27 protein-coding genes are annotated in these 22,913 nt (G+C 39.9%); 7 read left to right on the plus strand and 20 right to left on the minus strand.

The genetic code is table 11. From position 1 onward, the window contains the following. Nucleotides 1–5: 5 nt before the first annotated feature. The 8 genes from ACYQ1I_RS06040 to ACYQ1I_RS06075 all read right to left on the minus strand — a co-directional run bounded on the left by ACYQ1I_RS06040 (nucleotide 6) and on the right by ACYQ1I_RS06075 (nucleotide 7,527). Nucleotides 6–1,460: a methylaspartate mutase subunit E gene (locus tag ACYQ1I_RS06040; RefSeq protein WP_459763376.1), complete on the minus strand. Its 1,455-nt coding sequence runs from the start codon at nucleotides 1,458–1,460 to the stop codon at nucleotides 6–8. Between the two features lie 13 nt (nucleotides 1,461–1,473). Further along, nucleotides 1,474–2,862 carry a methylaspartate mutase accessory protein GlmL gene (gene glmL, locus ACYQ1I_RS06045; RefSeq protein ID WP_459763378.1) on the minus strand — a complete coding sequence of 463 codons (1,389 nt, stop codon included), beginning with the start codon at nucleotides 2,860–2,862 and terminating at the stop codon, nucleotides 1,474–1,476. A 15-nt stretch (nucleotides 2,863–2,877) separates the two neighbouring features. Further along, nucleotides 2,878–3,288, minus strand: a complete 411-nt coding sequence (gene glmS, locus ACYQ1I_RS06050) for a methylaspartate mutase subunit S (RefSeq protein ID WP_459763380.1) — start codon at nucleotides 3,286–3,288, stop codon at nucleotides 2,878–2,880. 17 nt (nucleotides 3,289–3,305) lie between these two features. Further along, a complete protein-coding gene (locus tag ACYQ1I_RS06055; protein WP_459763382.1) occupies nucleotides 3,306–4,307 on the minus strand; it encodes a GntR family transcriptional regulator in 1,002 nt (333 codons plus the stop codon). Nucleotides 4,308–4,936: 629 nt separating this feature from the next. Next, a complete protein-coding gene (locus tag ACYQ1I_RS06060; protein WP_459763384.1) occupies nucleotides 4,937–5,431 on the minus strand; it encodes an arsinothricin resistance N-acetyltransferase ArsN1 family A in 495 nt (164 codons plus the stop codon). 10 nt (nucleotides 5,432–5,441) lie between these two features. Further along, complete coding sequence (arsM, locus tag ACYQ1I_RS06065) at nucleotides 5,442–6,257, minus strand: arsenite methyltransferase (protein ID WP_459763386.1); 816 nt, start codon at nucleotides 6,255–6,257, stop codon at nucleotides 5,442–5,444. A 17-nt stretch (nucleotides 6,258–6,274) separates the two neighbouring features. Continuing rightward, the gene (locus tag ACYQ1I_RS06070; protein ID WP_459763388.1) at nucleotides 6,275–6,718 is read right to left on the minus strand and encodes a MarR family winged helix-turn-helix transcriptional regulator; all 444 of its coding nucleotides are present in this window, start codon (nucleotides 6,716–6,718) and stop codon (nucleotides 6,275–6,277) included. 161 nt (nucleotides 6,719–6,879) lie between these two features. Beyond that, complete coding sequence (locus ACYQ1I_RS06075) at nucleotides 6,880–7,527, minus strand: hypothetical protein (RefSeq protein WP_459763390.1); 648 nt, start codon at nucleotides 7,525–7,527, stop codon at nucleotides 6,880–6,882. Between the two features lie 337 nt (nucleotides 7,528–7,864). On the opposite strand from ACYQ1I_RS06075, the gene ACYQ1I_RS06080 reads away from it, so the two are divergent. The 6 genes from ACYQ1I_RS06080 (at nucleotide 7,865) to ACYQ1I_RS06105 (ending at nucleotide 10,782) form a co-directional block, all read left to right on the plus strand. After that, nucleotides 7,865–8,338 (plus strand): hypothetical protein, encoded by a 474-nt coding sequence (locus ACYQ1I_RS06080; RefSeq protein WP_459763392.1) that lies wholly within the window; start codon nucleotides 7,865–7,867, stop codon nucleotides 8,336–8,338. Between the two features lie 191 nt (nucleotides 8,339–8,529). Next, a complete protein-coding gene (locus tag ACYQ1I_RS06085) occupies nucleotides 8,530–9,000 on the plus strand; it encodes a hypothetical protein (RefSeq protein ID WP_459763394.1) in 471 nt (156 codons plus the stop codon). Nucleotides 9,001–9,449: 449 nt separating this feature from the next. After that, nucleotides 9,450–9,755, plus strand: a complete 306-nt coding sequence (locus ACYQ1I_RS06090) for a hypothetical protein (protein WP_459763396.1) — start codon at nucleotides 9,450–9,452, stop codon at nucleotides 9,753–9,755. Between the two features lie 47 nt (nucleotides 9,756–9,802). Beyond that, nucleotides 9,803–10,105 carry a hypothetical protein gene (locus tag ACYQ1I_RS06095; protein WP_459763398.1) on the plus strand — a complete coding sequence of 101 codons (303 nt, stop codon included), beginning with the start codon at nucleotides 9,803–9,805 and terminating at the stop codon, nucleotides 10,103–10,105. 13 nt (nucleotides 10,106–10,118) lie between these two features. Continuing rightward, nucleotides 10,119–10,397 (plus strand): hypothetical protein, encoded by a 279-nt coding sequence (locus ACYQ1I_RS06100; protein WP_459763400.1) that lies wholly within the window; start codon nucleotides 10,119–10,121, stop codon nucleotides 10,395–10,397. 55 nt (nucleotides 10,398–10,452) lie between these two features. After that, complete coding sequence (locus ACYQ1I_RS06105) at nucleotides 10,453–10,782, plus strand: hypothetical protein (protein ID WP_459763402.1); 330 nt, start codon at nucleotides 10,453–10,455, stop codon at nucleotides 10,780–10,782. A gap of 97 nt (nucleotides 10,783–10,879) precedes the next feature. On the opposite strand, the gene ACYQ1I_RS06110 is transcribed toward ACYQ1I_RS06105, so the two are convergent. The 7 genes from ACYQ1I_RS06110 to ACYQ1I_RS06140 are packed head-to-tail and all read right to left on the minus strand — an operon-like array spanning nucleotide 10,880 to nucleotide 17,430. After that, nucleotides 10,880–12,142 (minus strand): nitrogenase component 1, encoded by a 1,263-nt coding sequence (locus ACYQ1I_RS06110; RefSeq protein WP_459763404.1) that lies wholly within the window; start codon nucleotides 12,140–12,142, stop codon nucleotides 10,880–10,882. Then, a complete protein-coding gene (locus tag ACYQ1I_RS06115; RefSeq protein WP_459763406.1) occupies nucleotides 12,129–13,454 on the minus strand; it encodes a nitrogenase component 1 in 1,326 nt (441 codons plus the stop codon). Before ACYQ1I_RS06115 ends, ACYQ1I_RS06110 begins: the two co-directional genes overlap by 14 nt. After that, the gene (locus ACYQ1I_RS06120) at nucleotides 13,441–14,253 is read right to left on the minus strand and encodes an ABC transporter ATP-binding protein (RefSeq protein ID WP_459763408.1); all 813 of its coding nucleotides are present in this window, start codon (nucleotides 14,251–14,253) and stop codon (nucleotides 13,441–13,443) included. Before ACYQ1I_RS06120 ends, ACYQ1I_RS06115 begins: the two co-directional genes overlap by 14 nt. Further along, on the minus strand, nucleotides 14,253–15,242 hold the full coding sequence (locus ACYQ1I_RS06125) for a FecCD family ABC transporter permease (protein ID WP_459763410.1): 990 nt from the start codon (nucleotides 15,240–15,242) through the stop codon (nucleotides 14,253–14,255). The genes ACYQ1I_RS06120 and ACYQ1I_RS06125 overlap by 1 nt, the downstream gene beginning before the upstream one ends. A 12-nt stretch (nucleotides 15,243–15,254) precedes the next feature. Next, nucleotides 15,255–16,157, minus strand: coding sequence for a heme ABC transporter substrate-binding protein IsdE (isdE, locus tag ACYQ1I_RS06130; protein ID WP_459763412.1), 903 nt, complete (start codon nucleotides 16,155–16,157; stop codon nucleotides 15,255–15,257). Then, nucleotides 16,154–16,909: a nucleotide-binding protein gene (locus tag ACYQ1I_RS06135; protein ID WP_459763414.1), complete on the minus strand. Its 756-nt coding sequence runs from the start codon at nucleotides 16,907–16,909 to the stop codon at nucleotides 16,154–16,156. Before ACYQ1I_RS06135 ends, isdE begins: the two co-directional genes overlap by 4 nt. Beyond that, entirely contained in the window at nucleotides 16,906–17,430 is a 525-nt protein-coding gene (locus ACYQ1I_RS06140) for a flavodoxin family protein (protein WP_459763416.1), read from the minus strand. The genes ACYQ1I_RS06135 and ACYQ1I_RS06140 overlap by 4 nt, the downstream gene beginning before the upstream one ends. A 184-nt stretch (nucleotides 17,431–17,614) precedes the next feature. Between ACYQ1I_RS06140 and ACYQ1I_RS06145 the strand changes: the two genes are divergently transcribed. Continuing rightward, a complete protein-coding gene (locus ACYQ1I_RS06145) occupies nucleotides 17,615–18,358 on the plus strand; it encodes an AraC family transcriptional regulator (RefSeq protein ID WP_459763418.1) in 744 nt (247 codons plus the stop codon). Nucleotides 18,359–18,391: 33 nt separating this feature from the next. On the opposite strand, the gene ACYQ1I_RS06150 is transcribed toward ACYQ1I_RS06145, so the two are convergent. The 5 genes from ACYQ1I_RS06150 to ACYQ1I_RS06170 all read right to left on the minus strand — a co-directional run bounded on the left by ACYQ1I_RS06150 (nucleotide 18,392) and on the right by ACYQ1I_RS06170 (nucleotide 22,905). Continuing rightward, complete coding sequence (locus tag ACYQ1I_RS06150; RefSeq protein WP_459763420.1) at nucleotides 18,392–18,862, minus strand: Dps family protein; 471 nt, start codon at nucleotides 18,860–18,862, stop codon at nucleotides 18,392–18,394. A 15-nt stretch (nucleotides 18,863–18,877) separates the two neighbouring features. Then, nucleotides 18,878–19,309: a Fur family transcriptional regulator gene (locus ACYQ1I_RS06155; RefSeq protein ID WP_459763422.1), complete on the minus strand. Its 432-nt coding sequence runs from the start codon at nucleotides 19,307–19,309 to the stop codon at nucleotides 18,878–18,880. Nucleotides 19,310–19,543: 234 nt separating this feature from the next. Beyond that, the gene (locus ACYQ1I_RS06160; RefSeq protein WP_459763424.1) at nucleotides 19,544–20,182 is read right to left on the minus strand and encodes a CatA-like O-acetyltransferase; all 639 of its coding nucleotides are present in this window, start codon (nucleotides 20,180–20,182) and stop codon (nucleotides 19,544–19,546) included. A gap of 208 nt (nucleotides 20,183–20,390) precedes the next feature. Continuing rightward, entirely contained in the window at nucleotides 20,391–21,536 is a 1,146-nt protein-coding gene (gene dgoD / locus ACYQ1I_RS06165) for a galactonate dehydratase (protein ID WP_459763426.1), read from the minus strand. A 13-nt stretch (nucleotides 21,537–21,549) separates the two neighbouring features. Beyond that, on the minus strand, nucleotides 21,550–22,905 hold the full coding sequence (locus ACYQ1I_RS06170; RefSeq protein WP_459763428.1) for a PTS galactitol transporter subunit IIC: 1,356 nt from the start codon (nucleotides 22,903–22,905) through the stop codon (nucleotides 21,550–21,552). Between the last annotated feature and the right edge of the window lie 8 nt (nucleotides 22,906–22,913).

A 22,913-nucleotide genomic window follows, 5' to 3' on the forward strand; every position in this document is an offset into this window, starting at 1 on the left:
AATTTTTATTTGTTTTCTGGTCTACCTACCAGGGTACCTTTACCTACAGCATATATATCATCAACAACCATTTGGAAGCTGACATTTCTTCCTTCTGTTTTAGCCCTTGCCTCTAATAATTGTCTGTTGAAATCTTTAATTTCCTTTGACATAGGTATATTGCCAAACTCCAGGTAGCGAACAGCTCCGTTGTCATCCCTTGCAGGCAGAATTTTACCTGCATTGTACTTGCTTGGTGCAAAGGGTATATCCATTACCCCTGTTTCAAAGGCCTTCACTGTACCTACAGCCAGGTCTCCTTTACCCAATTCAAATACCTTGTCTAAAATACATTTAGTTTCTGCTTTGATTAGCTCTATTTCCATTTGAAGCTCTTTTGACATTGGTAATCTTTGGCCCTTCAATAGGTTTAATGTTTGCTTTGTCGCCTTGATTCCCTGGGCATTGGCTTCCATTGTAGGAATCCCAATGGCCTCGTGGGGTGTTTTGACGATTACCTTTGTTGCACCGGCCAGGGCTGCAGTGGCTGCCCCCCAGGAAATTACACCAAATGCCTTTGATTCATCAGCCGGGAAGCCTCCCATCCATTGATGGAATACTGTTGTCAGCTCTACTTGATAACCATAGGTTCTGAAATATTCCTCTGCCTGTTCTATCAGGGCTCTAATGGCACCTACATCCTGTATCAGGTTTCCGCATTGTCCATACCCTAGTGTTAGATTTTTAACCCCCTGCTCGGCCGCCAGTAGGCCTTCAATAATGGCAACGGCATTTGACATACTGGGCGGTACCAGGGTTCCTGTTAAGGGGCCAAAGGGCTCTCTATTGATTTCAATGCCCATCTCTTCATACATACCAACCAGCCGGTCACAATATTGCCAGTCATGGATTGTTTTTTGCAGGCTAACGCTTTTTGCATAGGGAATATTGTAGGAGATTCCACCACCTTCATTGGAGGTCCAGCCCCCTGCATGGATAATCTCAGACAATAATCTTGCATCGGGAGTACCATGTCTTGCTTGTAGGGGCAGTTCTACTGCATCTAGTATTTTTCGGCAATTCCCTACCCCATGATTGACTACAGGAAACCCATTTAACATGGATCGATTTTCCTTAATGCTCTCTTGAATTCCGATCTCACACTCATTATATCGATTTTGTCTTGTATAGCTATCAATTGTATTGGGCAGAAGGTCTGCTCCCCCTTCATTTTGAAGGTATTGTAAAAGCTTGATATGCTCCTCCACCAGGGCAACCCCTGCCCTTGGCTGAGCCAATGTTACGCCTTCTTCCTTTGCCTTTCTAAGCTTCTCAGCAAAGTTTTTATGCTTGGGGACTTTTTTTAAATAATCTACAGCCTCTTTAAGATCTACGTCCTTACCCGTAGGCCAATGGGTCAATACTTCTTCCCTTTGTTTCATAAATTCTTCTTCACTTAGCCTTTTGTTTTTAAGTTCCATTATTATCCTCCCACTATGCCTTTGCAAGATATTTTTTTAATATTCTAATTGCTTGATTAGGATACTTCACTGCCATTAAGCCCATCGAAGAAAGAATATAGGCTTTGTCAATCAACAGCTTTGGATTGACTGGTTTTAAGTATTTAGGATTTTCTTCACTGTATAAGGCGGCCTTTAATATCTTTCCTGGATTCTTACTATGGATCAATACACCACCTGTACCAATTACATATTTAGTTTCGGATAAGTCCTTTCCAGTCAGGGAATAGACCTTTCCCATGGGTGTATAGACATCTTCTATGACACCGACGTGCCTTTCCATGGCTACTTCTGTTGCTGCCATACTCATGGCCTCATCAAAGGCTATCTCCTCAGGGGTTTTAGGGATTTCATTGACGTGCTGGGCAAGATAGTTGCATCTTTCCTGAACATTGTAGGGCAAATTTGGCGCAAATTTTTTAATTTTTTTTGTAGCCACCGTATGCCAAAGAGATTCAGCACTGACCCTCATCCCTAGGTCCCCTTCTACGGTTCGCTTGGCATAGGGCTCCTGTAACCCGGTTTTCATAACGCCGGGCTTTGTTGGTTCTCCGTCGGCTATGGAATGAATATCTGTGGTGGCTCCTCCAATATCTACGACAATTAAATCACCGATTCCCTCTTCTTCATCGGTTCCATTGGCCAATATTTTTGCCGCATTTAAAACTGCCGCTGGGGTTGGCATCAAAATACCATTGATAAAGGACTCTACACCCTTCATTCCCTTTGCCTCTACAATCTTTTTCATGAAGATGTCACGAATGGCCTCCCTGGCAGGCTCAACATTTAATACATTGAGCTTTGGCATAACATTATCGGTTATGATATAATCAATCCCCTGCTGGATAAAGATTTCTTCGATCTCATCATTGGCCTTCTTATTACCTGCAACCACCACGGGCACATCCTTAATATTCATGGCAATCATCTTTGCATTATGTAGGATGCAGTCTTTGTTACCCCCATCGGTACCGCCGGCTAACAAAATAATATCGGGCTTCTTTTGAATCATATCCCTTATTTCTCTTAACGTCAGCTCATGACTATATACTTCTAATATCCTTGAGCCTGCCCCCAGGGCAGCTCTCTTTGCTGCCTCAGCCGTAAGGTCTGGAACCAGCCCAACAGCAATCATCTTTAATCCCCCTGCAGCACTACTACATGCCAGCATTTCATTAAATTGAATGCTCTTGTCCTTACACTTTTCATTCAATATACTGTATGCATTTTGAAAACCAATCATAATGTCGCTTTGTACGGTAGTCAATGCCTTCGAGCTGGCGATAACCTCTTCGTTATCCATATCAACTGCAGTAAGCTTTGTATAGGTACTGCCAAAGTCTATCAGTAATAGCGCATTCATGTTATCACCCTTATATTAGATAATTTTTAAATCTTCCCTTAAATCCCTTATGCCCGCTTCTGGCGAAGTTCCCGGAGCATATACTCGATTAAAGCCCATATCCTTAAATCGCTTTTGAACGGGTTCCCATTCCTGCTTTCCAACCACAAGATTTCCCCCGGCATATAATAATATATCCTTTAACCCTGCCTCTTCGCATTTCTCCCTTAATCCTCTGCAGTCAATTTCGCCATGACCGTAAAGAGATGATACTAAAATGGCACATGCATTGGTTTCAATAGCCGCATTGATAAAATCCTCTTGGGAGCTAAGAACGCCTATATTCGTTACTTCAAAGCCAGCTTCCGTAAAGGCATGATCTAATACCTTATTTCCAACTGCATGACAATCCGCTCCGATAACACCCAGTACAATATTTTTTTTCATCGCTTTTTCTCTCCTCTTTATAGATGATTTTTTATTTCCATAATCCTGTTTAGGATTGCCTTAACTGAACCTTGATCTAAGACATAATCAAATTGTATAACGTCTTTTTCTTTGCCAACCAGCCGCCTGATCTCTTCTCCCCTTCCAGGTGAAACGATAATTACATCGGAACTATCAATTATCTTCAGTACTTCCTTTTCGTCCCTACTGGTGGTACCATCCATCGTAAGGATTTCTAGGCCGGCGGATTTTATTGCAAATTGAACCTTAAAGTAAAATTCCCTTGAAAGGGTAATCTGCCCAAACCTTGTTCCTTTAGGATATTTAGCAATTTTTACAATGGTTTCCAGATTAGGATTGCTGGCAACACCGTACACTTCCTTTTTTAAATCCCCGATTAAACCCTTTACTTCATTCACATGATTAAAGGCAGTAATGATAATCTGGGATTGATTAATGACCTTTTCATTGGCTTCGTTTCCGTCTTTTATTTCTGCCACCGTCATGGGCAGTACATTAAGGCCTGTCACTCGACTTAACTCATCTGCAAAGAATTTCGCCTGTTCTATATTACATTCCACAAATACTGCAGTTATATTTTTAATCAGCAGCTCCTTCTCCTTTACTCTTTCCTGTACCAGGGCGATAAACTCCTTTGCATTTAAGTCCGTCTCCATGGCTTCTTCCAAGGCCATATCAATTAACCTAACAATTTTGTTTTTTGTCGTATGCTGCTTCCATGTCTTCCCTTCTTCTGCAACAAAGGTTCCCCTGCCCTGGTAGGATATCAATACCCCTTCCTGCTCTAACAGGTTATAGGCAGCAGAGATGGTATTTCTGCTTACTTTCAGTTTCTGGGACAATTCCCTTTCGGTGGGCAGCCTTTCACCAATTTTTAACCTGCCATTTTCAATATCATCTATGATACAGTTTTTTACTTGTGTATAAATTGGTACGCCGCTTTTTCTTTCAATTTTCATCCAGTCATTCACCACCTCGTTTCCAACCTTTGTTTGCATATTGGACTAGTCCAATTTACTACTCCAATTTACTTCATAATCTATCATTTTCAAAAATTTGTCGATACCTATATTTCGTTATATACTTGAATTTTTAATAAATAAAACGGTTTCAAGCAAATCCAATCTGTTAATTCTCAATTTTGCTGTCATTTAAACCGTATTTCTCCTGTTTTTAATAAATGAAACATTGTAATTTCAATCTTTCATCCTCCCTTTTTTCTGTTATTTGCAAGTGGAATGATAGAAATATCCATAATAAATAGGTCCAATTTTAACAAATTGGACCTATTGGTATTATTTATATTTTTTTATTAAGGCGAAAATATGTGAAAACATTTACCTGGCCCATTGGTCGTTACACTGATCTTCACCCTTAGTTGAATAATGACATTGGATCATTGGCAATTTTTACAAATTCCTTTCCTCTTTTAGAATGAAGGTAGCTTTAATGAGCCTCTCATTTTTTTGAATATCAGGCCCATTATTTTTCATTGGGATGAGCCTGGTTTGTATACAAAATTTTTTAAAAAAAATTTTAAAAGCGAGTTATTGATTAATCGCAATAATAAAAAAAAGCCCAGGGGCCGCAAAAACCCTGGCTTTTTCTCTTATTCCTATAGTATGCTTTACAGCAATTTTTCCATGATGGTAATATTAATAAATGCACCATCTAATTTCCCCTGCTTCATATAGGTACCGACCTCCCTGAATCCTACAGAATGGTAGAGGGCTTTACCGGCTTGATTGTTCTCGAAGGTACTCAGAACTATTTTATGAAAGTTCCGCTGGGCGGCGGTCTTTAATAAATAATTTAGTAAAGGCTTACCAAATCCCCTACCCCTGAATGCTCTTTCAATATAAATCGATAAATCACCGACTCCATCATAACAGCATCGGGAATTGAATACATTAATTGAGGCCCAGCCCCTTACAATTCCCTGGGCATCGGTAATGACCACCACCCTGTATCTTTCACTCCGGGTAAGGAACCAGTCTTTCATTTCATTCTCGCTTCTAAGCCTGGTTTCAAGGGTAGCTGTACGATCTTCTATTCCTTCATTATATATTTTGGTTATGGCGGCTATATCCCCTAAGCCAGCCTCCCTTAATTGATAATCCATTGGCTGCCTCCTATTTACACGCCTTGATGAGGGCCCCGGCAAAGGCACCATCCAACAGGTCTGGATCTATACCCTTATAAACATCGCTTAAGTTTTTGCTTCTGGCCAGCTCTTCAAGAACCTCCCTGGAATAGATATTAGCAGGAGTAATTTCAATGTCTTTAAAGCCTACTGCTTTAAGAATATTTTGGTACAGCTCTATATGAAGGGCCCCGGCAATACAGCCCACCCACATTTCTGCACTTTTTTTAACGGCTTCGGGTATGTCCTTCAGCACCACCACATCGGCTATGGCCAGCCTGCCCCCCTCCTTCAAAACCCGATAGGCCTCTTGAAGGGCTTTTTCCTTGCTTTCACATAAATTGATTACACAATTGGAAATGATAATATCTACGGTACAGTCAGGCAAGGGAATGGCTTCTATATAGCCCTTTATAAACTCAACATTTTTGACACCCATCTTTTCTTTGTTTTGATTGGCCAGCGCCAGCATCTCATCCGTCATGTCCAGCCCATAGACCTTGCCGCCTTCACCTACATATTTAGAGGCAATAAACACATCAATCCCGCCGCCACTGCCTAAATCAAGTACAGTGTCACCCCTTTTAATGGCTGCCATGCCCATTGGATTAGCGCAGCCCAGCGACACCTCCATGGCTTCCTCTGGAAGCCCCTCCAGAAAGCTTGCATCATATAGAAAAGACGGTTCTGTAGCATCAACGTAGCAGTCGGTTCCACAGCCGCAGCTATTATCTTTACCTTTCCCAGCATTTTTGGCAATGCTACCGTAGTAGGCCTTGACCTGTTCCTTCATTCCATTTTCCATAGTTCTTTACCCCCTTCTTATTCACAGCATTTATTTTGCTCTACAGCAGTAATTAACAGCTTTAGGCTTTCCAAAACAACATCTCGTTTTTCCGTAGGTATAGAGGCAAAAACCCTTTGATAATATTCCTCCATAGATGCTTCAATTTGCTGAAAAACTGCCAACCCCTCTTCCGTCAGCTTAATACTGACATACCTGCGGTCTTCAGGGTTAAGCTCCCGCTCCACCAGGCCCCTGTCAACCAAATTATTGATTGTACGGCTCATGGTGCTTTTATCCAAGGCTAAAAGCTCTGCTAACTCATTTAAAGTGATATGCTGGCTTCTACCCAGCTCAACAATGGCATGACATTGGGCAACGGTAATGCCACAGCAGCCCCCCTCAACCTTTTCCAAAATTCCCAGTCTTCTAACCAACAGCCTGGTTAACTCCCTTAGAAAATGAGCCTCTTGATTATTCATTGTATCACCTCATAATAATTGTAATGTAAAACTGTTGTGTTTTGCAACTATTTTTTATGCTAATTATTGCTTGTATCCATTTATCATTCCCAACTGATGTTAATCCTCGTTTCATTCTGATCAAAAGTTTTTAATAGGCTTTTCTTTTAGATTATATTATATCAAGGCTCAAGGGCTGGTGAATAATATCTACCATCAAAATCTATATTTTTTATAAACTCATCAGAGTATGTAACTTTTACTTTAAATAATCCACTTCCAACCTCAGCGCTACTACTGAATGCTCGGGTTTTATATACATCTCCATATACACCATAATAAAATGAATTTCCACTTTCTAAGCGATAAAATATATTTCCAGTGAATATACATTTTGCTCCTTTTAAAGTCTGAACATGCGGCTCATCAAGGGAAATAATCCTATCTGGCTCTGAATCTGAAGTATAATATAGCCCTACATAAAAAATTGGTGTCAATACATATCTGGTGAGTCCGTTATTAAACCTGTAATCATCCATTTTAAGCTTGACGTATCTAACTATTCCATTTGAACTAACATGATAATTTCCATTAGAATGTTGGCTTTTTAGTTCAGCCATTTCTTCCTTTGTAATGATTCCATTGATATATTTATCCTCTAGAATATCTTCGTAATTATATGTTTGGTCAATTGGCAGGGTTGCCAGTTCTTCATAGGTTATTAGCCTCATTCCTGCTTTGTGGGGATTGGGCTCAGATACAGCATAGCCACTTAGCCCAAAACCTAGAAGTATTACAAAAGTAAGGAATATTGGAATACTTTTTTTCATTTTTTTATACTCCCTTTTGAAAAAATATGTATGATCTGCTTTTCAAATTAACATCGGTAATTAATATTCTATTATGATTATAACAAAAAATTTGTTTAAATTTAATTTAGGAATTAAACAATAGTACTGTGGAATGATTATAATATAATTTCTAATTATGGTATTATATGTTATAATTTGAGTAGCAAGTTTTGTAAGCTCTGGTTTGTTAAGGCAATTAGAACAGCCAACATCATTACTTACTAGATGGAAGTGACTGTTTATGTTCTATCGAATCAACAAACAAAACTTTTTCAAACTGTTAAAAAACAACTAATTATTGAAAAGAGATATGATGATGAAGAAAAGAGATAAAGTACTAATGATTTGTTTAATTTCAATAATTTTATTTAATTGTTTTTTTATGATTATGTTAATTTACTACAATGATATTATAATTGTAGCAAATAATTTCTTTAAGAGCGTAAGCAAGGAATATTATTTATGGTATTTAGAAAGACCTATTGTAGACAATGAATTAATCATAATCGGCGTAACCAAGATTCTAAACATAGTATTTTCAGTAATTTTTTTATTAGAATTTTTCTATATAGTATTTAGCAAGAAATACATAAATGAAATTGAGAAAAAGAATGTTATTCTATCTTTATTAATTGGCTTTATTATTTACTGTTTAAGTTTTATTTTAATAAAATATAGAGCTGAACATTATAAATTATTTATGATTCTTATTCCAACCGAAATATTTTCAATAATATTGCTAAATTTAATTTTAAAAGTTAAAAGAGTAGCCACTTTACAATTAAATTGATATTGTAAAATAATTTAGAAGCATTTGTTTTTAGTTAGTTAAATCCCTTATACACTGACTTGTTTCCCTCTATAAAAAGAACTATAAGTCAACATGCCAGGATCTGTAACTGTAAGCGATCATTGCTATAATTTTAGTAGCTAGTTTTGTAAGCTCCTTCGGCAAATTATTTTATTACTGAGGTGTGTATAATGCTTAATATAAAAAGAACCAAATTAATATTGGCTGTAATTCTCTGTTTACTAGTTACAATAATAAACAGTGCCGATTTTCACAATCCTTCAAGGGGCAATCGCAGGCCTGCAATTTCAGCAGATAGGGTTCATATTCATTATGGTATCGATAGTTCAGTAACCATTTTAACCAAGAAAGAAGATGTTTCTCAAATGGTGGATTTATATAACCGCATGGAAATAGGGCCCATTAGTAGACAGATGAATCCTTCAGACTTTTATACCGTCTATTATTTTCAAGATGAAAAAAATGTGGCCTTTTTAAATATTTACAACAAGGGCTTAACTAAAACCGGCTTTAAGGAATTATATGATGAATATGGTGATGTTAAAGCCTATGCCCTTGCACGTAAAATGTATTATCGTTTAAATGATGAAGAATTACCCCGAGCCAGAATTAAAAGTTATTTAGCATTATTAAATTTTTGACTCTTCCATATTATACTAAAATTTATTTTTAACGATTTTCTTTCAAGTTAAAGTTAAGGTTAAGGTGCGTTAATTGGGGGCTAAACCTTACATTATTAAAAATGTATTGATTACATCATCATTTCTCGAAAAGGATATATATATGAGTAATGTGAAATTTTTTCTTTTTCATTTATCAGTATTTTATTTGCTATTACTTAGTGTCTCGAAACACATCTTATATATTGACATTATAGTAAAAATTTGCTATATTGTAATTAATCTTCCAGTAAAACATCTAAAATTTACTGTATTTATACCTATATAAAATCTTATATTATTTATAGCAATTTTACTTGTTGAGATATCAATATGATTTAATTAAAAAGGGGGGGGTTTAGTTAAAAATAATATTATGATGAGGTGTAAAAAGAATCCACAAATTTATTTTTAAATTTAGGAGGGTAAAAATGAGAAAAACTTTAATACTCACACTATTATTAATAATTATGACCAGTACACAAGTTTTAGCTACCAATTCAAGCGTCTTTTCTTTAGTAGATATATATGAAGACCGCATTCCCATTGAGGAATACGATTTTAGACCAATGTATGATGAACACCATACTTGTGGATATGGAGGAACTTCTTGCAGACCTTGCGAATATTATTATACCTACAAAAACTATTGTGGATGTGCAAGTATACATTATAAATGTTGTTGTGGCAATACAATTGTAACTGATTTTTTACCATGTAATAGTCATAAGAGATAATCAAGTTTATATTTGATACAGTATTAAATTTTAAGGAGGAAATTAAAATGCTGAAAACAAAACTCGCTATTTTATTAGTGCTAATGATTTTCTTCTCTTCATCATTTACTTATGCGTACGAATCAAATACTATTGAGCACCTTAATGAATTAGATAATATTATTAATTGTAAAGATTATAGTCCTACTGAAATTCTACATCATACTTGTGGAAGAGGTGGGTCAAGTTGTGATGATTGTTTTGACCAGTTTTTATTAAAATCATGTGGCTGCCAAATTGTTACATACAAATGTTGCTGTGGTAAAGTAATGAATCAAATAAAATATTGGTGTCAAACCCATAGAAATTAAAGGAGGAAATAAGATGAAAAAGATTGTATTAGTGATAGTAATATTAATCTTGACAATGAGTCTACAAGTTACTGCAATCAGTGAAATACATAATATTGATAGCCCTAAAAACTGTTCTCATATAGAGCCAATGATTATAGAGCATCACACCTGTGGATATGGAGGAGATTCCTGTAGAATGTGTTACACAGAATCAAAAACAGGTTGGTGTGGTTGTACAATGTATTGGTATAAATGCTGTTGTGGTACTACTATAGCTACAAGAGAATATTATTGTTCTCAGCATCCTTAGCCATACTTAACAATTTCAATTAAATCATATTCATACCAAAGAAAGGAAAATCCAAATGAACATAAGCGCTAAGTTTAAAAGTGTGTTACTAATTTTATTTATTATTTCCGTGTTTGTACCATCTTCTTATGGGGATAAATCCAATATCAATGAACCAATTAATAATTCTCAGTATGCCAATTCAGAAAGTAAACTCCATAAAAATGATTATCACAATATAGATAATTTAAACAAAGAACTTGAAAGAATTGAATTTAATTATAAAAATGTTAAAACGCAATTAAAGCCTTATAATGAAAGTGAATCCTCTGAAGAATTAGCTGCTACTTTAGAAAAGCATAAGACCGAAGCAGAAAGAGTAGCCAACTTGTTAAATAAGAATTAAAAGTAAGTTAGAATTTACCATACTAGAACAGGTTTTCCATTACCAGTATAAAAAAGCCTCTTTCCAATTTATATTTGGAAGAAGGCTTTTTCTTTTTTTAATATTTCTTCCCCAGCTCCCGGGCCTTGTCAAGCTCGAAAAGACATTGAATTAAATACAGAGCACCCTTAAAGCCCACAAAGGGGGTATAGGGGTAAATGGTATGCTTTAGCAGATTGGGATTGGCGATTTGCATCGTCAGCCTGCTTTGATGCTTAAATTCCAGTGAGGCCCCGTCGGCCATTAAAAGATACAGAGGGGTTTCCTTAAGATACCCCTCAATTTCGGCCTCACTCCACTGGCTTACCAAGAAGGGCTGCCATTTTTCAGGAACCTGGTCCTTAATTTCAGCAGATAGCTTGTGCTTTACAATAATCCTGTTAACCCGAAGCCCCAGCTCCTCCATAAAATCCGCCAGGCCAATTACTGTATCGTAATCCCCTACCAGAGCAACATCTTTAATGTCCTTTTCTCTAAGCATAAACTGGTAACTCATCAGGTGCCTTTTAATTCTACTAATCCATTGGTTTAGGTAGCCTTCGTCCACCCGCTTTTTAAAGGCTCCTTCAATAGCCCTGATCCAAGAAACGGTACCGGCTAACCCATAGGGCCTGCCATGATGATAGGGAATGCCGTGGTTATCCTGCAATTCCTTGGCTGCCTTTATTCCCTCTGCCCTCAGGACCAGATTAAATTCTGCCTGGCCGGCGGCTTCGATTTCACTAAGGGTAGTGTAGGCTGTAAAGAGGGTGCTGCAATGGGCCCCAAAGCCATCCTCCATGATGGCCTTAATTTCTTCTGCATCTGAGAGAAAGTTAAACTGATCCACATTAGTGCCAATCAAGCCATAATGATTTTTTCTTGTCGGTTGATTTTTAGGAACAAGCTGCTGACAAAGGAGCTTTAGGGTTTTTTCGATGCCCAGGGTATGGTCTCCGTGGTAGCCACCGGTGGTAATCGGAACTAACCGTGCCTTTACCCTTGGCTGCATTTCATAGCATACGCTTTCAATGTCGGTACCAATCACTGCCGAGATGGAGGAGGCCATAATGAAAATATATTTAGGGTGATGATTTTCGTCAATTTCAATTATTGCCTTTTCAAGTCTTTCATGGGTGCCAAAGGAAATGTCGGTCTCGTCGATATGGGTTGTATAGACATTGGCCTTATGGCTGCCATTTAACTGCATCATTCCCTCCTGGGCAAAATGGGTGGTGCCTGCCGGGCCGAATTCAATAATGAAAATATCTGCTATGGTGCTGAGGGTCCATAGGGTACCCATTCGATCAGAGGGAATAGGAAAAAATTTATATAGCTCCATGTCGCATACCTCCCTTTGAAGCCATGGCCATCATTTTTGCTTTCATTTCCTCCTGTTGACCATAGCTTAACATAATCTTTTTAATAGCATAGAGGGGAATTTCAAAGCCCAGCTTTTTGGTTGCATCATCCAGCGTGATCTGTACGATGTTTCGTTTTATTAAATTCATTGGGTTTTCATGACCGATATAAAAATCTGGCTTCAGCTGGTCATAGATTGACTGCATGGGGGCAATGTTGGCAATTCTGCTGATGTAGGGGTTTTGACCCTTTTCCTTGATTTCATCCATATAGATGCCGTCATTCTCATAAAGCTCCCTGACCTGTACTAAAAGGGGGGTCATGTCCAAATCACACAAAAAGCTGGCTACCTCCAGCGCCATCATGGGGGTGTTGCCATAGATAAAGGTTTTATCCTTTAACATGGCCCTGGCTTCCTCCATCAGGTTCCTTAATTGTGCCTCTTGCCCTTGGAGCTTATCCAGCAGCTTGATTTCAAGGGCTGATTCCAGCCTGGCATAACAGGCTTTTATCCGGTGGATGGAAAGATGCCTGTCGAAGTAAATATAATCTATATCAAAATCCCGCTTCATAGCTTTGGCCAAGGGCAGGGCAACAAAATCCGTTACAATATTCAGTTGAGCCCCTGGAACCTGACTAAGCTCAGCAATGGTACAGCTTGAAGGTACAACGGAATGAATGTCAACCCCTTCTTCCCTTAGCAGCTTAATTAGCTCGGTTTCTTCAATGCCATGCTGACGATGGCCTAAAATATTGACGGTTTTAGGCCTTTTTTCCTGGGGCTCCATCAGAGTCACCAGCTTTTCGAGGCACCTTTCCATTCCAGGTATATGGCTGTTGCATTTAAAATGCTCGGTGGGTACCACCAATAGCTTTGCCGCCACCTCATGGGACATGGCCTGCCCCATGGCTTCAAAATCCTCACCAATCAGCTCCATCACACAGGTAGTTACAATCATAATTGCTTTGGGCTTGATTTTCTGATCAATATCAATAATGATTTCCTTAATTTTTTCCTCACAGCCAAAGGTAATGTCATGCTTACTGGCTACAGCCGAATAAAAATTATCCCTTCCCTTTTGCCTTAGATGAGCAAAGTCCTTGGCATAATAGGTACACTCCTGGGTGCCCACCACCAAAACCACCAAATCCTCAATAAAGGAAGCAATCATGGCCACCCCAAAGAGGGGGCAATGGGTCCCTGGGAAAATGGCATGGGAAAGGGATTGAATGTCTTCATTGGCCTGAATGTCTGCTAAACGTGCCAGGCCCGTCAAATCATATTTTTTCATGTTCGCACCTCTCTTCACAGCCTTTACAAACGCCAATGGGGTGGATAATAAATTCATCCTTTAATAAATCCCTGCGGATACACACCTCAACGTTGTAGACCGATTCAATTAAATCCTCAGTTAATACTTCAACGGGGCTTCCCTCTGCGATGAGGGCCCCCTCCTTCATGACTACCACCCTGTGGCTGTACTTGGCAGCCTGGCTTAGGTCATGGAGTACCATAATCACCGTCAGCTTCAGCTCCTTGTTCAGATTCCGCAGAAGCTCCATCACCTCCAGCTGATGACAAATATCCAGGTAGGTGGTGGGCTCATCCAATAACAAAACCTGGGGCCTTTGAGCCAGGGCCATGGCGATCCATACCCGCTGCCTTTCTCCTCCTGAAAGGGACATTACTCGCTTATCCTCAAAGCCCTGTAGGGAGGTATGGTTGATGGCCCAGCGGATAATTTCCTCATCTTCGTGATTTTTAGGTTGAAACCACCTTTTATGGGGCATTCTCCCGTAATAGATCAATTCCTTTACGGTAATATCCTCAGGGCTTTTATTGTGCTGAGATAGGGTAGATATTTTACGGGCAATGCTTTTGACATTCATACTACCCATATCTTCCTTATCAAGATACACAAAGCCCGATTTTTGCTTTAAAAATCGTGAAACTGTTTTCAACAGGGTTGACTTTCCCGAGCCATTGGGGCCGATGATGGAAACCATTTGCCCCGGCTCAACCTTAAAGGAGAAATCCTGTACAATTACCTTTTCTGAATAGGCAATACACAAATTTTTAGCTTCTATCATCAAGCATGCCCCCTTCTTAAAAGATACAGGAAAAAGGGCCCCCCAATGACCGCCATAATCACCCCAACCGGAAGCTCAATGGGATTCATAACGGTTCTGGCAAAGGTGTCCCCCAATAGCAGCAGGCTGCTGCCCAATATCACGCTAAAGGGAAGCAGGTGCTTGTAATCTGACCCAATTAACAGCCTGGCAATATGGGGAACAATTAAACCAACAAAGCCGATTACCCCCACCAGGGCGGTTGAAATGGCTGCAATAAATACAGCAACCAGAGAAATCAGCACCCTGTACCGGTTAATGTCTACCCCAAGGTTGCTGGACATTTCGTCTCCCAGCTGCAAAATATTGGCCTTTCTAATACATAGCATGGCCAATGTTAGCCCAATGAGGCTATAAATGGCCAAAACCCGTACATCATACCAGGTTTTTCCCGTTACGCTGCCATTGACCCACAGTAAAACACCTTGAATTTTATCACTATGCAAAATGGATAACAGGGAGGTTCCTCCCCCTAAAATGGCATTGACCGCCACCCCCGCCAGGATAATCCTTACGGGCTTGATGCCGTCCTTCCAGGCCAGGCTATAGACCAGCCCACAGGCGATGGCCCCACCTATGAAGGACACTAGGGGAACCAGGTAGCTGTATTGGGGTAAAAGCAGCATGATAATAATGGCCATCAGGCTTGCCCCGGAAGAAACCCCGGTTAAACCGGGGTCAGCCAAAGGGTTCTGCATAACAGCCTGAAGCAAGGCCCCTGCCACAGCCAAATTGGCACCCACCATCATGGCAATAAAAATTCTGGGCAGCCTGATATTCATGATGATATTTCTGTCAGCAGACATTTCACTGCTGAAAATAGCACTAAATATACGGTCATAGCTGTATTCTACACTGCCCATTCTGATTGAAAAGAAGGCAATCAGTATAAGCAGCAGAAAAGAAACGGCAATGGTAAGGGGCTTTTTCCCCTTCTTCAGCTCTATCATTTCTTTAGTCTCCTACTGATATAGTATTTCTGCCATTTTTTCCAGGGCCTCAATAGCTCTGATATTGGCCGTTACCCCAAAGTATTCCGGATCTAAATCGTAAACACGATGATTTTTAACCGCCTCCAGGTTCACCCAGAAGCCCTTTTCAAATTCCTTTTCAAAGGCAGCCCTGCTGACCTCAGGAGCAGCATGGGTTAACCTTAATATCATATCAGGGTTTAGGTCTGCAATGGTTTCAAGGCTAAAGGGCAGATAGGGCATGGGTCTGGCCTCTCCTAATGAATCGGTTACATTGATGCCGCCCAGCATTTCTACCAGCCCCCCCGCATAGGAGTGCTTTGTCGCCAGCATAAAGCTTTCAGGGGTACCAAAGATCACCAGTACCCTTGGGGCCTCTTTCCCCTCAATTGAATTTAATACCTGCTGCTCCCTTTCCTTCATTTCATCCAATACTGCCTTAGCCTTTTCTTCCTTACCAAAATACTGACCTAGGCTTTCAATATTTTCTAAAATGTTCTGATAGGAGTTGTTGGAAAGAAACATGGTTTCGATATTCTGTCCTTCAAAAAGGGCTTCGATGCTTTCCTTCAGACTTGCATCGGTAATATACAGCTCCGGGTTTAGGGAAACCACCTTTTCTAAATCAGGGTTCATGGGCATACCAATTTCTGTGATACCATTAAATCTTTCGGGCAATGCCTTTTCGGTTGACACTACCCCCACCACATCCACATCAATCAAATCTAAAATCTCTGCCGCTGCAACGGTGCCTGCAATAACCCTTAATTCCTGCTGCTGGGCCTCCGCCTGGGGCCCTTGGGGTACTGCTGTTCCTGGCTCGGTGTTGGTGGTTTTGCCACAGCCTATCATCAGTACCGCTGCCAGCAAGCCCATTAGTATAATTTTTTTCATTCCTCTGATCCCTCCATTATTTTTTTAGCCAGCTGGAAATAGATTTGGCTCATTTCGCTGTCAGGGAAGGCTTCTATCACTGTTTTACCTGCATTTTCTGCCTCCTGCACCAGGCTGTTTCTAGGGATATAATGATAGATGCTGGTGTCAATTTCCTGACATAGCTTTTCTACCAGCTCCTGTTCGTTCTCAACATTTTTTGCATTCAAAATTAATCCCTCAAGCCTTGCGTAGCCCCGGGCCTTAAACTGCCTGACTGCGTTGGAAATATTGGATGCTGCATACATCGACATCATTTCACCCGAGGTAACAATATAGACTTCCTTGGCATACTGGTTCCTGATGGGCATGGCAAAGCCGCCGCAAACCACGTCTCCTAAAACATCATAAATGACAATGTCTGGTTGGTAGGTTTCAAAGGCATTCAGTTCCTCCAGCTTTTCAAAGGCGGTAATAATCCCCCGGCCTGCACAGCCAATCCCGGGGGTAGGGCCTCCGGCCTCTACACACAATACACCATTGTAGCCTGCAAATACCATATCCTTTAGATCAACATCATCATTTTTTTCCTTTAAAACATCTAATACAGTGGGAATAAAGGCACCCCGCATCAAATTCTTCGTTGAATCAGCCTTGGGGTCGCAGCCTATTTGCATCACCCTGTAGCCTAAATGACTTAGGGCGGCCGACAGATTTGAAACGGTGGTGGATTTTCCTATTCCCCCTTTACCGTATATGGCTATTTTCTTCATGACTGCTTCACCTCAGAAAGCTGGCTTAATATTTCCCTGATGAAATTTCTGGCTGCCTCAAAATCTTCTTCATTGGGATGCTTTGCTGCCTCCTGATGCCTTTTTAATCTTTCCTCCGTCATTTGGTGGGGCCCGCTGGCACCGGCTTTTTTAAACATTTCTGTTATTTTAGGATTAATTTTTCCCTGGCAGAGAAAATCTCCCAACAGGATATTATCCTTCTCAAGGATTTCAGTAACATTTTTCAGGGTGGCCTGGGCATGCTCTGAATCCGGGTAGGCACCCAGAGTGCCAAAGGTGGCTACATGTTTATTTTTTAATCCTTCCATAAAGGCCAGCATTTCTTTATTAGGCTTGGCCCGGTCTACCCAGTAGCCCAAAACTAAAAAATCTGCATCTATTTCTTGACTTACTTCCTTCAAATCATATATTTTAGTTGTATCGGGCATGGCCTTTAATATTTCGTAGGCAATCTTTTTGGTATTGCCCGTGGCAGAAGAAAACACTATGGCTTTTTTCATTTGAAACATCTCCTTAAATGATAATTTCTATCAAATACTTCACCCATACATCTTATCCTATTCATTCTACAAACTTTTTTAATATATTTTGATTTTTTATAATTTATTTTTCAGTTTCTTTTTTTTAGAAAATAGCGTATGATATTATTATATAAGAATAATTATCATTATTGGAGTGTTGATCATGATTACGGATATTTGTTTCCCCAAGCCAAATATCAATGAGATTTATGAGCATTATGAGCTTGAACTCTCCTTGATTGATAAGGTCGTAAACGGTGAGGTAAAGGAGGCCCTGGGGCTATTTGATGAGTTATTTGATAACAGGCATTTATATGCACTGGATGAAAGGTGTGCTTTTCGTTCTCAAAAAAACCATTTGATTTCACTGTCGGCTCTACTATGTCATAATGTTATTAAGAAGGGTGTACCGCCCTACACTGCAAAGGCAAAAAACCAATCCTTTGTTAAGCTCATAGAAAATGCTGGTACCATGGCGACCCTTATGAATTTAGGTAGAATATTAATAAGGGGCTATTGTACACAGGTGACCTCAAGATTAACCCGGGCCAGCGATGCCCACATCATTAAAGCCATCAATTATATACATAATAATCTGGGGGAAGACCTGACCCTTGAACGGGTTGCAGAACATGTCAACCTGAGTCGCTGCTATTTTTGTACGCAATTTAAAAAGGAAACCCGGCTTTCCTTTTCAAATTATTTGGCCCACGCCCGAATTGAAAAAAGTAAGTTTTTACTTACTCATTCTGATAAATCTATATTAGACATTGCTATTTTACTGGGCTTTAACAGTCAAAACTATTTTACAACCCAGTTTAAGAAGTTTACCGGTATGACTCCGAAAAAGTTTAGAATAGCGGGTTCGGCACAAAAAAAAGACCAGGCCCCGGGGCAATTACCCTAGGGTCTGGTGCTTTATATGAGGGTTTTTATCTAATTAGCTTAAATAGGCTCTAAACATCCAAAGTGTCTTTTCAAGATTTTCCAAAGCACCTACAAATAGGTCAACAGACACTTGATCGTTGTGTTCATCGGCTACATTTAAAGCGCCTCTTAATTCACCAATTAATTGTTGGAAATCCTCTTTCAGGGCACTTATAACCGCCTCCCCTGCGATGGCTTCACTTTGAGCTTCTTTAAGGGTGGCCAATTCTAAATAGTCCTTCATGGTTGCCGCTGGTCTAAAGCCAAGGGTTAAGATTCTTTCTGCAACAGCATCTAATTCCTCGGCTGTATGATCATACAGCTCCTCTAGCTTTGAATGTAGTTGGAAGAAACTCTTGCCCTCTACATTCCAATGGTAATTGTGCAGCTTGGTGTATAGTACATGCAGGTTAGCTAAATACTGATTTAATACCTTTGATACTTCTTCTCTTCCCTTTGCCTCTAATCCAATTTGTACGTTCATAATTGTAATTCCTCCTTAATTTTTTTGATTTTTATTTGACAGGCATTCATGACAAATGCCTTTATAATAAACACTTTTTTCACTGATTTTAAAATCCCTTAAAGCTTCAATCTCCTCTGAGATCATTGAGACCTTAAAGTCATAGATTTTTCCACACTCATTGCACTTAAAATGCCCGTGGCTGCCAATATCGGCATCATACCTGGCCTCATTTTCTTCAATTGTTATGACTCTTGCAACATTGGCCTCAATAAAAAGCTTAAGGGTGTTATATACTGTGGTTTTTGATAGAGTTGGAATTTCCTTCACCAAGGCCCGGTATATTTCCTCTGCCGTTGGGTGGGAATCCTTTTCAACCAAGTATTCCAGTATTTTAATTCGAGCATAGGATGGCTTGATATGATTCTTTTGTAAATATTCACTTATATTTTCGATTGAAACCCTCATGCCATCAGCTCCTATGACAATAATTTTTGTAATTGATTCAAATTTGTAATTGATTTAAATTTGCAATCATTACAATTTATATCTGTTTTATATATACCTTTGCATTTGAACCTTAAACATATTATTTGAAATTTTTTTGTTTTTATTTGATTTATTTAAATTAATGAGATTTCTTAACTATAAAAAAGCCCCTCTCTTTTAGTATCAGACTTTAAAAGAGAGGAGCAATATCTATTAGTATAAATACTTTTCTGGTTCATTTAACAAACACTGTAATGTTTCAAAATACTGTCCTACATGGGCACCATCTGCCAGAGCATGATGGGCCTGAAGGGAAAAGGGAAGCTTGATTATTCCGTTTTCTTCAAAATATTTTCCCCAGGTAATTCGAGGTACGCTATCGGTTGGCTTCATATGAATGGGGTGAGTAACACTGGTAAAGGACACCCATGGCAAGCTGGTGATATAAAGTACATCATCTTCCAAGGGTCGGTCTTCAATATTAATATATCCCTTCGCTGCTTCTATGGCATTTGCAGTATTTTCTTTAAATACCGCAAATGCCTCAGTATATCTTGAGGAACAAAAGCTAAAGACACCATGGTCAGTCATCATAGTAAAGGCCGGATGAACCCGTTCATGCTCAATTACCGTTTTTTCTTTAATTCTATAGCGCAGCACCTCTACAGAATTGGCGGCCTTTGTGGCAACATAGAGCAATGAGATGAAAAAAGGCCTTTTTTCGGTTTTTATATATTGAAGAAACCTGCTTATGTCTACATTGGTACAAACATTGAAATGCGGGTAATCTAGCTGGCTGAAATATTCAAAATGCTGCTTTCTGTTCCACTTGTTTATATCGATAATTCTCATTGGTATCCCCCTGATGATCTAGATTTTTACAATTCCTATTATATCAGAAGGGGAAAGGGAAACTCAATTCTATCAAATATTTATTTCATTATCTCTTATACAGAGAATTGCCTTGTTCTTTGATGGTTTTCCTTATAAACCATTGAAGTTTAACTTTATTGGCTAGATCCCCGAAGCTCATTTTGTTATTTATCAACTGCCATGCCCATTACCATTCTGCAATGGTACCATCATAGTTCTTCCATTTGGGGTTGGTCCACACCAGGCCCTCTAACGCTATCTTTTCTACAAATTCTTCATCGATGTCAATGCCCAGGCCTGGCTTTGTAGGAATCTTGACATAACCATCCTTGTATTGAAAAATCTCTTTATTCTTGATGAAGTCTAAAAGATCAAAGCCCTTGTTGTAGTGTATGCCCAGGCTTTGCTCCTGAATAAATACATTGGGAGTACATACATCCATCTGCAGGGTTGCTGCCAAGGCAATAGGTCCGTAGGGAGCATGGGGGGCCACTGCCACATCGAAGGCCTCAGCCATGGCGGCTATTTTTCGCCCTTCTAATATTCCTCCTGTCAAGGCCAGATCAGGCTGAATGATATCGATTACGCCATCCTTTAAAATATTTTTAAATTCCCATCGAGTATAGAGCCTTTCTCCTGTTGCTAGAGGAGTGGATGTATACTTGGCCACCTCCCGGAAGGCTTCTTCATTTTCTGGTAGCACCACCTCTTCCAGGAACATTAGCTTATAGGGCTCCAGCTCCTTGGCCAATACCTTGGCCATGGCCTTATGTACCCTTCCATGGAAATCTACCCCTATATTTAAATCATAGCCTACAGCCTCTCTAATAGATGCTACTCGCTCAACAACGGCCTGTATTTTTTTAAAGGAATCGATATAATGCAGCTCCTCTGTGGCATTCATTTTAATTGCCTGAAAGCCTCTGTTTTTTCTGTCTAAGGCCTCCTTTACCACCTCAGCGGGTCGGTCTCCGCCAATCCATGAATAGACCATGATTCGATCCCGGGCAGCCCCTCCTAAAAATTCGTAAACAGGTATATTGTAGAATTTCCCCTTAATATCCCATAGGGCCATTTCAATTCCTGAAAGGACTGTCATGTGAATGGGGCCGCCCCTAAAGAAGGAACGATACAGCTCCTGCCATAAGCGCTCTATCTCAAAGGGATTTCTTCCAATCAAGGTATTGCCCATTTCGTAGGCCCCGGCCACAACGGTTTCTGTCTTGGTTCCTGAGATCATCTCGCCCCATCCGTCTATACCTTCATCTGTACTAATTTTAATAAAAATCCACCTAGGCTTGATTTTATATACCTTTATTCCTGTAATCTTCATTTCTATCCTCCCCCTATTCTGCTGAAATTACTGCTGCCTGCTTTTTCTTCCTCTTGCCCTCGATATATACCCATACCCCTATAAAGGCAAGGAAAAAGACCGGTACGGTGATAATTAAATTACCTGTAAATACTTTATACACGATGAAGCTTAAGGTTAAGCTGGTGGCTGCAAAGGATGAAATCATTGCTCCTGCTGCCATAGATAAATCAATTCCCGATGCCTTGGCCAAATCAGTCAATACCGGTGCTGTATTGGTTCCTGCCAAAAGAATAGCACCTGTACAAACCAAGCCAATTATAATATTTTTTAGAAGGTTTCCTTGGGTTAGAGCCACCACCATAGCCACCCGGAAGGGCACCACCGCCAGGTCAGCAAAGGGGAGCACGCGATTTCCCGGAAGAATAACAGCCAACGCTATGGTGAGGGGAATCACAATCAGGGATGTGGTAATCACATCGGGGTTCCCCACCACAACGGCTGCATCTAAACCGATCAGAAACTTTCTTCCCTTAAACTTATCCTTGGTAAATTTCTTTGCAGCTTCTGATATAGGCATCAAGCCCTCCATAAAAAGGGAGGTCATTTTGGGGATTAGTACCATTACCGCCGCCATATTAACTGCCACATTCAAAATCTTAGTAATATCATATTTTGCCAGGGCTCCTATAACACCGCCCAGCAGCATTCCTGTAATCATGGGTTCACCAAAGAAGCCCAGATATTTTTTGGCATCCTTCACTGTAAAATTCACTTTATTTATTCCAGGTATTTTATCCAGCAGCATATTCAAAGGTGCTGCAATGACCATAGAAGAAAGGGCAGAGACCGTTGGAAGGGAGACCCCGGAAAGTCCGAAGAAATCGCTGACAAGGTCCTCTGTCCAGTCTGACATTTTAAAGGTGACAATGGCCATGGTCAGGGTGGCTGCGATGCCTAGGGGAACACTTTTAGTGACATAATAAGTCATGATTCCTACAATGGCCATATGGTGATAATTCCAAATATCTACATCAAGGGTATTGGTTTTCTTTAATATCAGCATGACGATGTTTGTAGCCAGAATACCAAAGATTAAAATTGGAATAATGGGTGACGACCAGGTTACTGCCGCAATGGCCCCCCATCCCACATCTAAAATATCCAGCTTAATACCGAAATTCTCTACCATTCCCTGGGCAGCAGGGCCGAGGTTTGAGGAGAGTAGGTTAATAACCAACCGAATTCCGGCAAAGCCAATCCCCACTGTCATACCAGATCGAAAGGCTCTTGCAGGCTTTACTCTAAAAATAAGTCCGATGGCAAAGATAATGATTGGAAGCATAACCGTTGGTCCGGCATTGAGTAAAATGTTAAACGCATTATACATTTATAACC

It is taken from the genome of Alkaliphilus crotonatoxidans (assembly GCF_054658015.1).

What these genes read in the sequence shown, in the direction of transcription:
- ACYQ1I_RS06105 (WP_459763402.1), top strand. Translation starts at nt 10,453, where the DNA reads ATGAACATAAGCGCTAAGTTTAAAAGTGTGTTACTAATTTTATTTATT.
- ACYQ1I_RS06150 (WP_459763420.1), bottom strand. Translation starts at nt 18,862, where the DNA reads ATGAACGTACAAATTGGATTAGAGGCAAAGGGAAGAGAAGAAGTATCA.
- ACYQ1I_RS06075 (WP_459763390.1), bottom strand. Translation starts at nt 7,527, where the DNA reads ATGAAAAAAAGTATTCCAATATTCCTTACTTTTGTAATACTTCTAGGT.
- glmL (WP_459763378.1), bottom strand. Translation starts at nt 2,862, where the DNA reads ATGAATGCGCTATTACTGATAGACTTTGGCAGTACCTATACAAAGCTT.
- arsM (WP_459763386.1), bottom strand. Translation starts at nt 6,257, where the DNA reads ATGGAAAATGGAATGAAGGAACAGGTCAAGGCCTACTACGGTAGCATT.
- ACYQ1I_RS06040 (WP_459763376.1), bottom strand. Translation starts at nt 1,460, where the DNA reads ATGGAACTTAAAAACAAAAGGCTAAGTGAAGAAGAATTTATGAAACAA.
- ACYQ1I_RS06090 (WP_459763396.1), top strand. Translation starts at nt 9,450, where the DNA reads ATGAGAAAAACTTTAATACTCACACTATTATTAATAATTATGACCAGT.
- dgoD (WP_459763426.1), bottom strand. Translation starts at nt 21,536, where the DNA reads ATGAAGATTACAGGAATAAAGGTATATAAAATCAAGCCTAGGTGGATT.
- ACYQ1I_RS06060 (WP_459763384.1), bottom strand. Translation starts at nt 5,431, where the DNA reads ATGGATTATCAATTAAGGGAGGCTGGCTTAGGGGATATAGCCGCCATA.
- ACYQ1I_RS06135 (WP_459763414.1), bottom strand. Translation starts at nt 16,909, where the DNA reads ATGAAGAAAATAGCCATATACGGTAAAGGGGGAATAGGAAAATCCACC.
- ACYQ1I_RS06160 (WP_459763424.1), bottom strand. Translation starts at nt 20,182, where the DNA reads ATGAGAATTATCGATATAAACAAGTGGAACAGAAAGCAGCATTTTGAA.
- glmS (WP_459763380.1), bottom strand. Translation starts at nt 3,288, where the DNA reads ATGAAAAAAAATATTGTACTGGGTGTTATCGGAGCGGATTGTCATGCA.
- isdE (WP_459763412.1), bottom strand. Translation starts at nt 16,157, where the DNA reads ATGAAAAAAATTATACTAATGGGCTTGCTGGCAGCGGTACTGATGATA.
- ACYQ1I_RS06155 (WP_459763422.1), bottom strand. Translation starts at nt 19,309, where the DNA reads ATGAGGGTTTCAATCGAAAATATAAGTGAATATTTACAAAAGAATCAT.
- ACYQ1I_RS06125 (WP_459763410.1), bottom strand. Translation starts at nt 15,242, where the DNA reads ATGATAGAGCTGAAGAAGGGGAAAAAGCCCCTTACCATTGCCGTTTCT.
- ACYQ1I_RS06170 (WP_459763428.1), bottom strand. Translation starts at nt 22,905, where the DNA reads ATGTATAATGCGTTTAACATTTTACTCAATGCCGGACCAACGGTTATG.
- ACYQ1I_RS06145 (WP_459763418.1), top strand. Translation starts at nt 17,615, where the DNA reads ATGATTACGGATATTTGTTTCCCCAAGCCAAATATCAATGAGATTTAT.
- ACYQ1I_RS06115 (WP_459763406.1), bottom strand. Translation starts at nt 13,454, where the DNA reads ATGAAAAAATATGATTTGACGGGCCTGGCACGTTTAGCAGACATTCAG.
- ACYQ1I_RS06110 (WP_459763404.1), bottom strand. Translation starts at nt 12,142, where the DNA reads ATGGAGCTATATAAATTTTTTCCTATTCCCTCTGATCGAATGGGTACC.
- ACYQ1I_RS06120 (WP_459763408.1), bottom strand. Translation starts at nt 14,253, where the DNA reads ATGATAGAAGCTAAAAATTTGTGTATTGCCTATTCAGAAAAGGTAATT.
- ACYQ1I_RS06100 (WP_459763400.1), top strand. Translation starts at nt 10,119, where the DNA reads ATGAAAAAGATTGTATTAGTGATAGTAATATTAATCTTGACAATGAGT.
- ACYQ1I_RS06070 (WP_459763388.1), bottom strand. Translation starts at nt 6,718, where the DNA reads ATGAATAATCAAGAGGCTCATTTTCTAAGGGAGTTAACCAGGCTGTTG.
- ACYQ1I_RS06095 (WP_459763398.1), top strand. Translation starts at nt 9,803, where the DNA reads ATGCTGAAAACAAAACTCGCTATTTTATTAGTGCTAATGATTTTCTTC.
- ACYQ1I_RS06080 (WP_459763392.1), top strand. Translation starts at nt 7,865, where the DNA reads ATGAAGAAAAGAGATAAAGTACTAATGATTTGTTTAATTTCAATAATT.
- ACYQ1I_RS06085 (WP_459763394.1), top strand. Translation starts at nt 8,530, where the DNA reads ATGCTTAATATAAAAAGAACCAAATTAATATTGGCTGTAATTCTCTGT.
- ACYQ1I_RS06055 (WP_459763382.1), bottom strand. Translation starts at nt 4,307, where the DNA reads ATGCAAACAAAGGTTGGAAACGAGGTGGTGAATGACTGGATGAAAATT.
- ACYQ1I_RS06140 (WP_459763416.1), bottom strand. Translation starts at nt 17,430, where the DNA reads ATGAAAAAAGCCATAGTGTTTTCTTCTGCCACGGGCAATACCAAAAAG.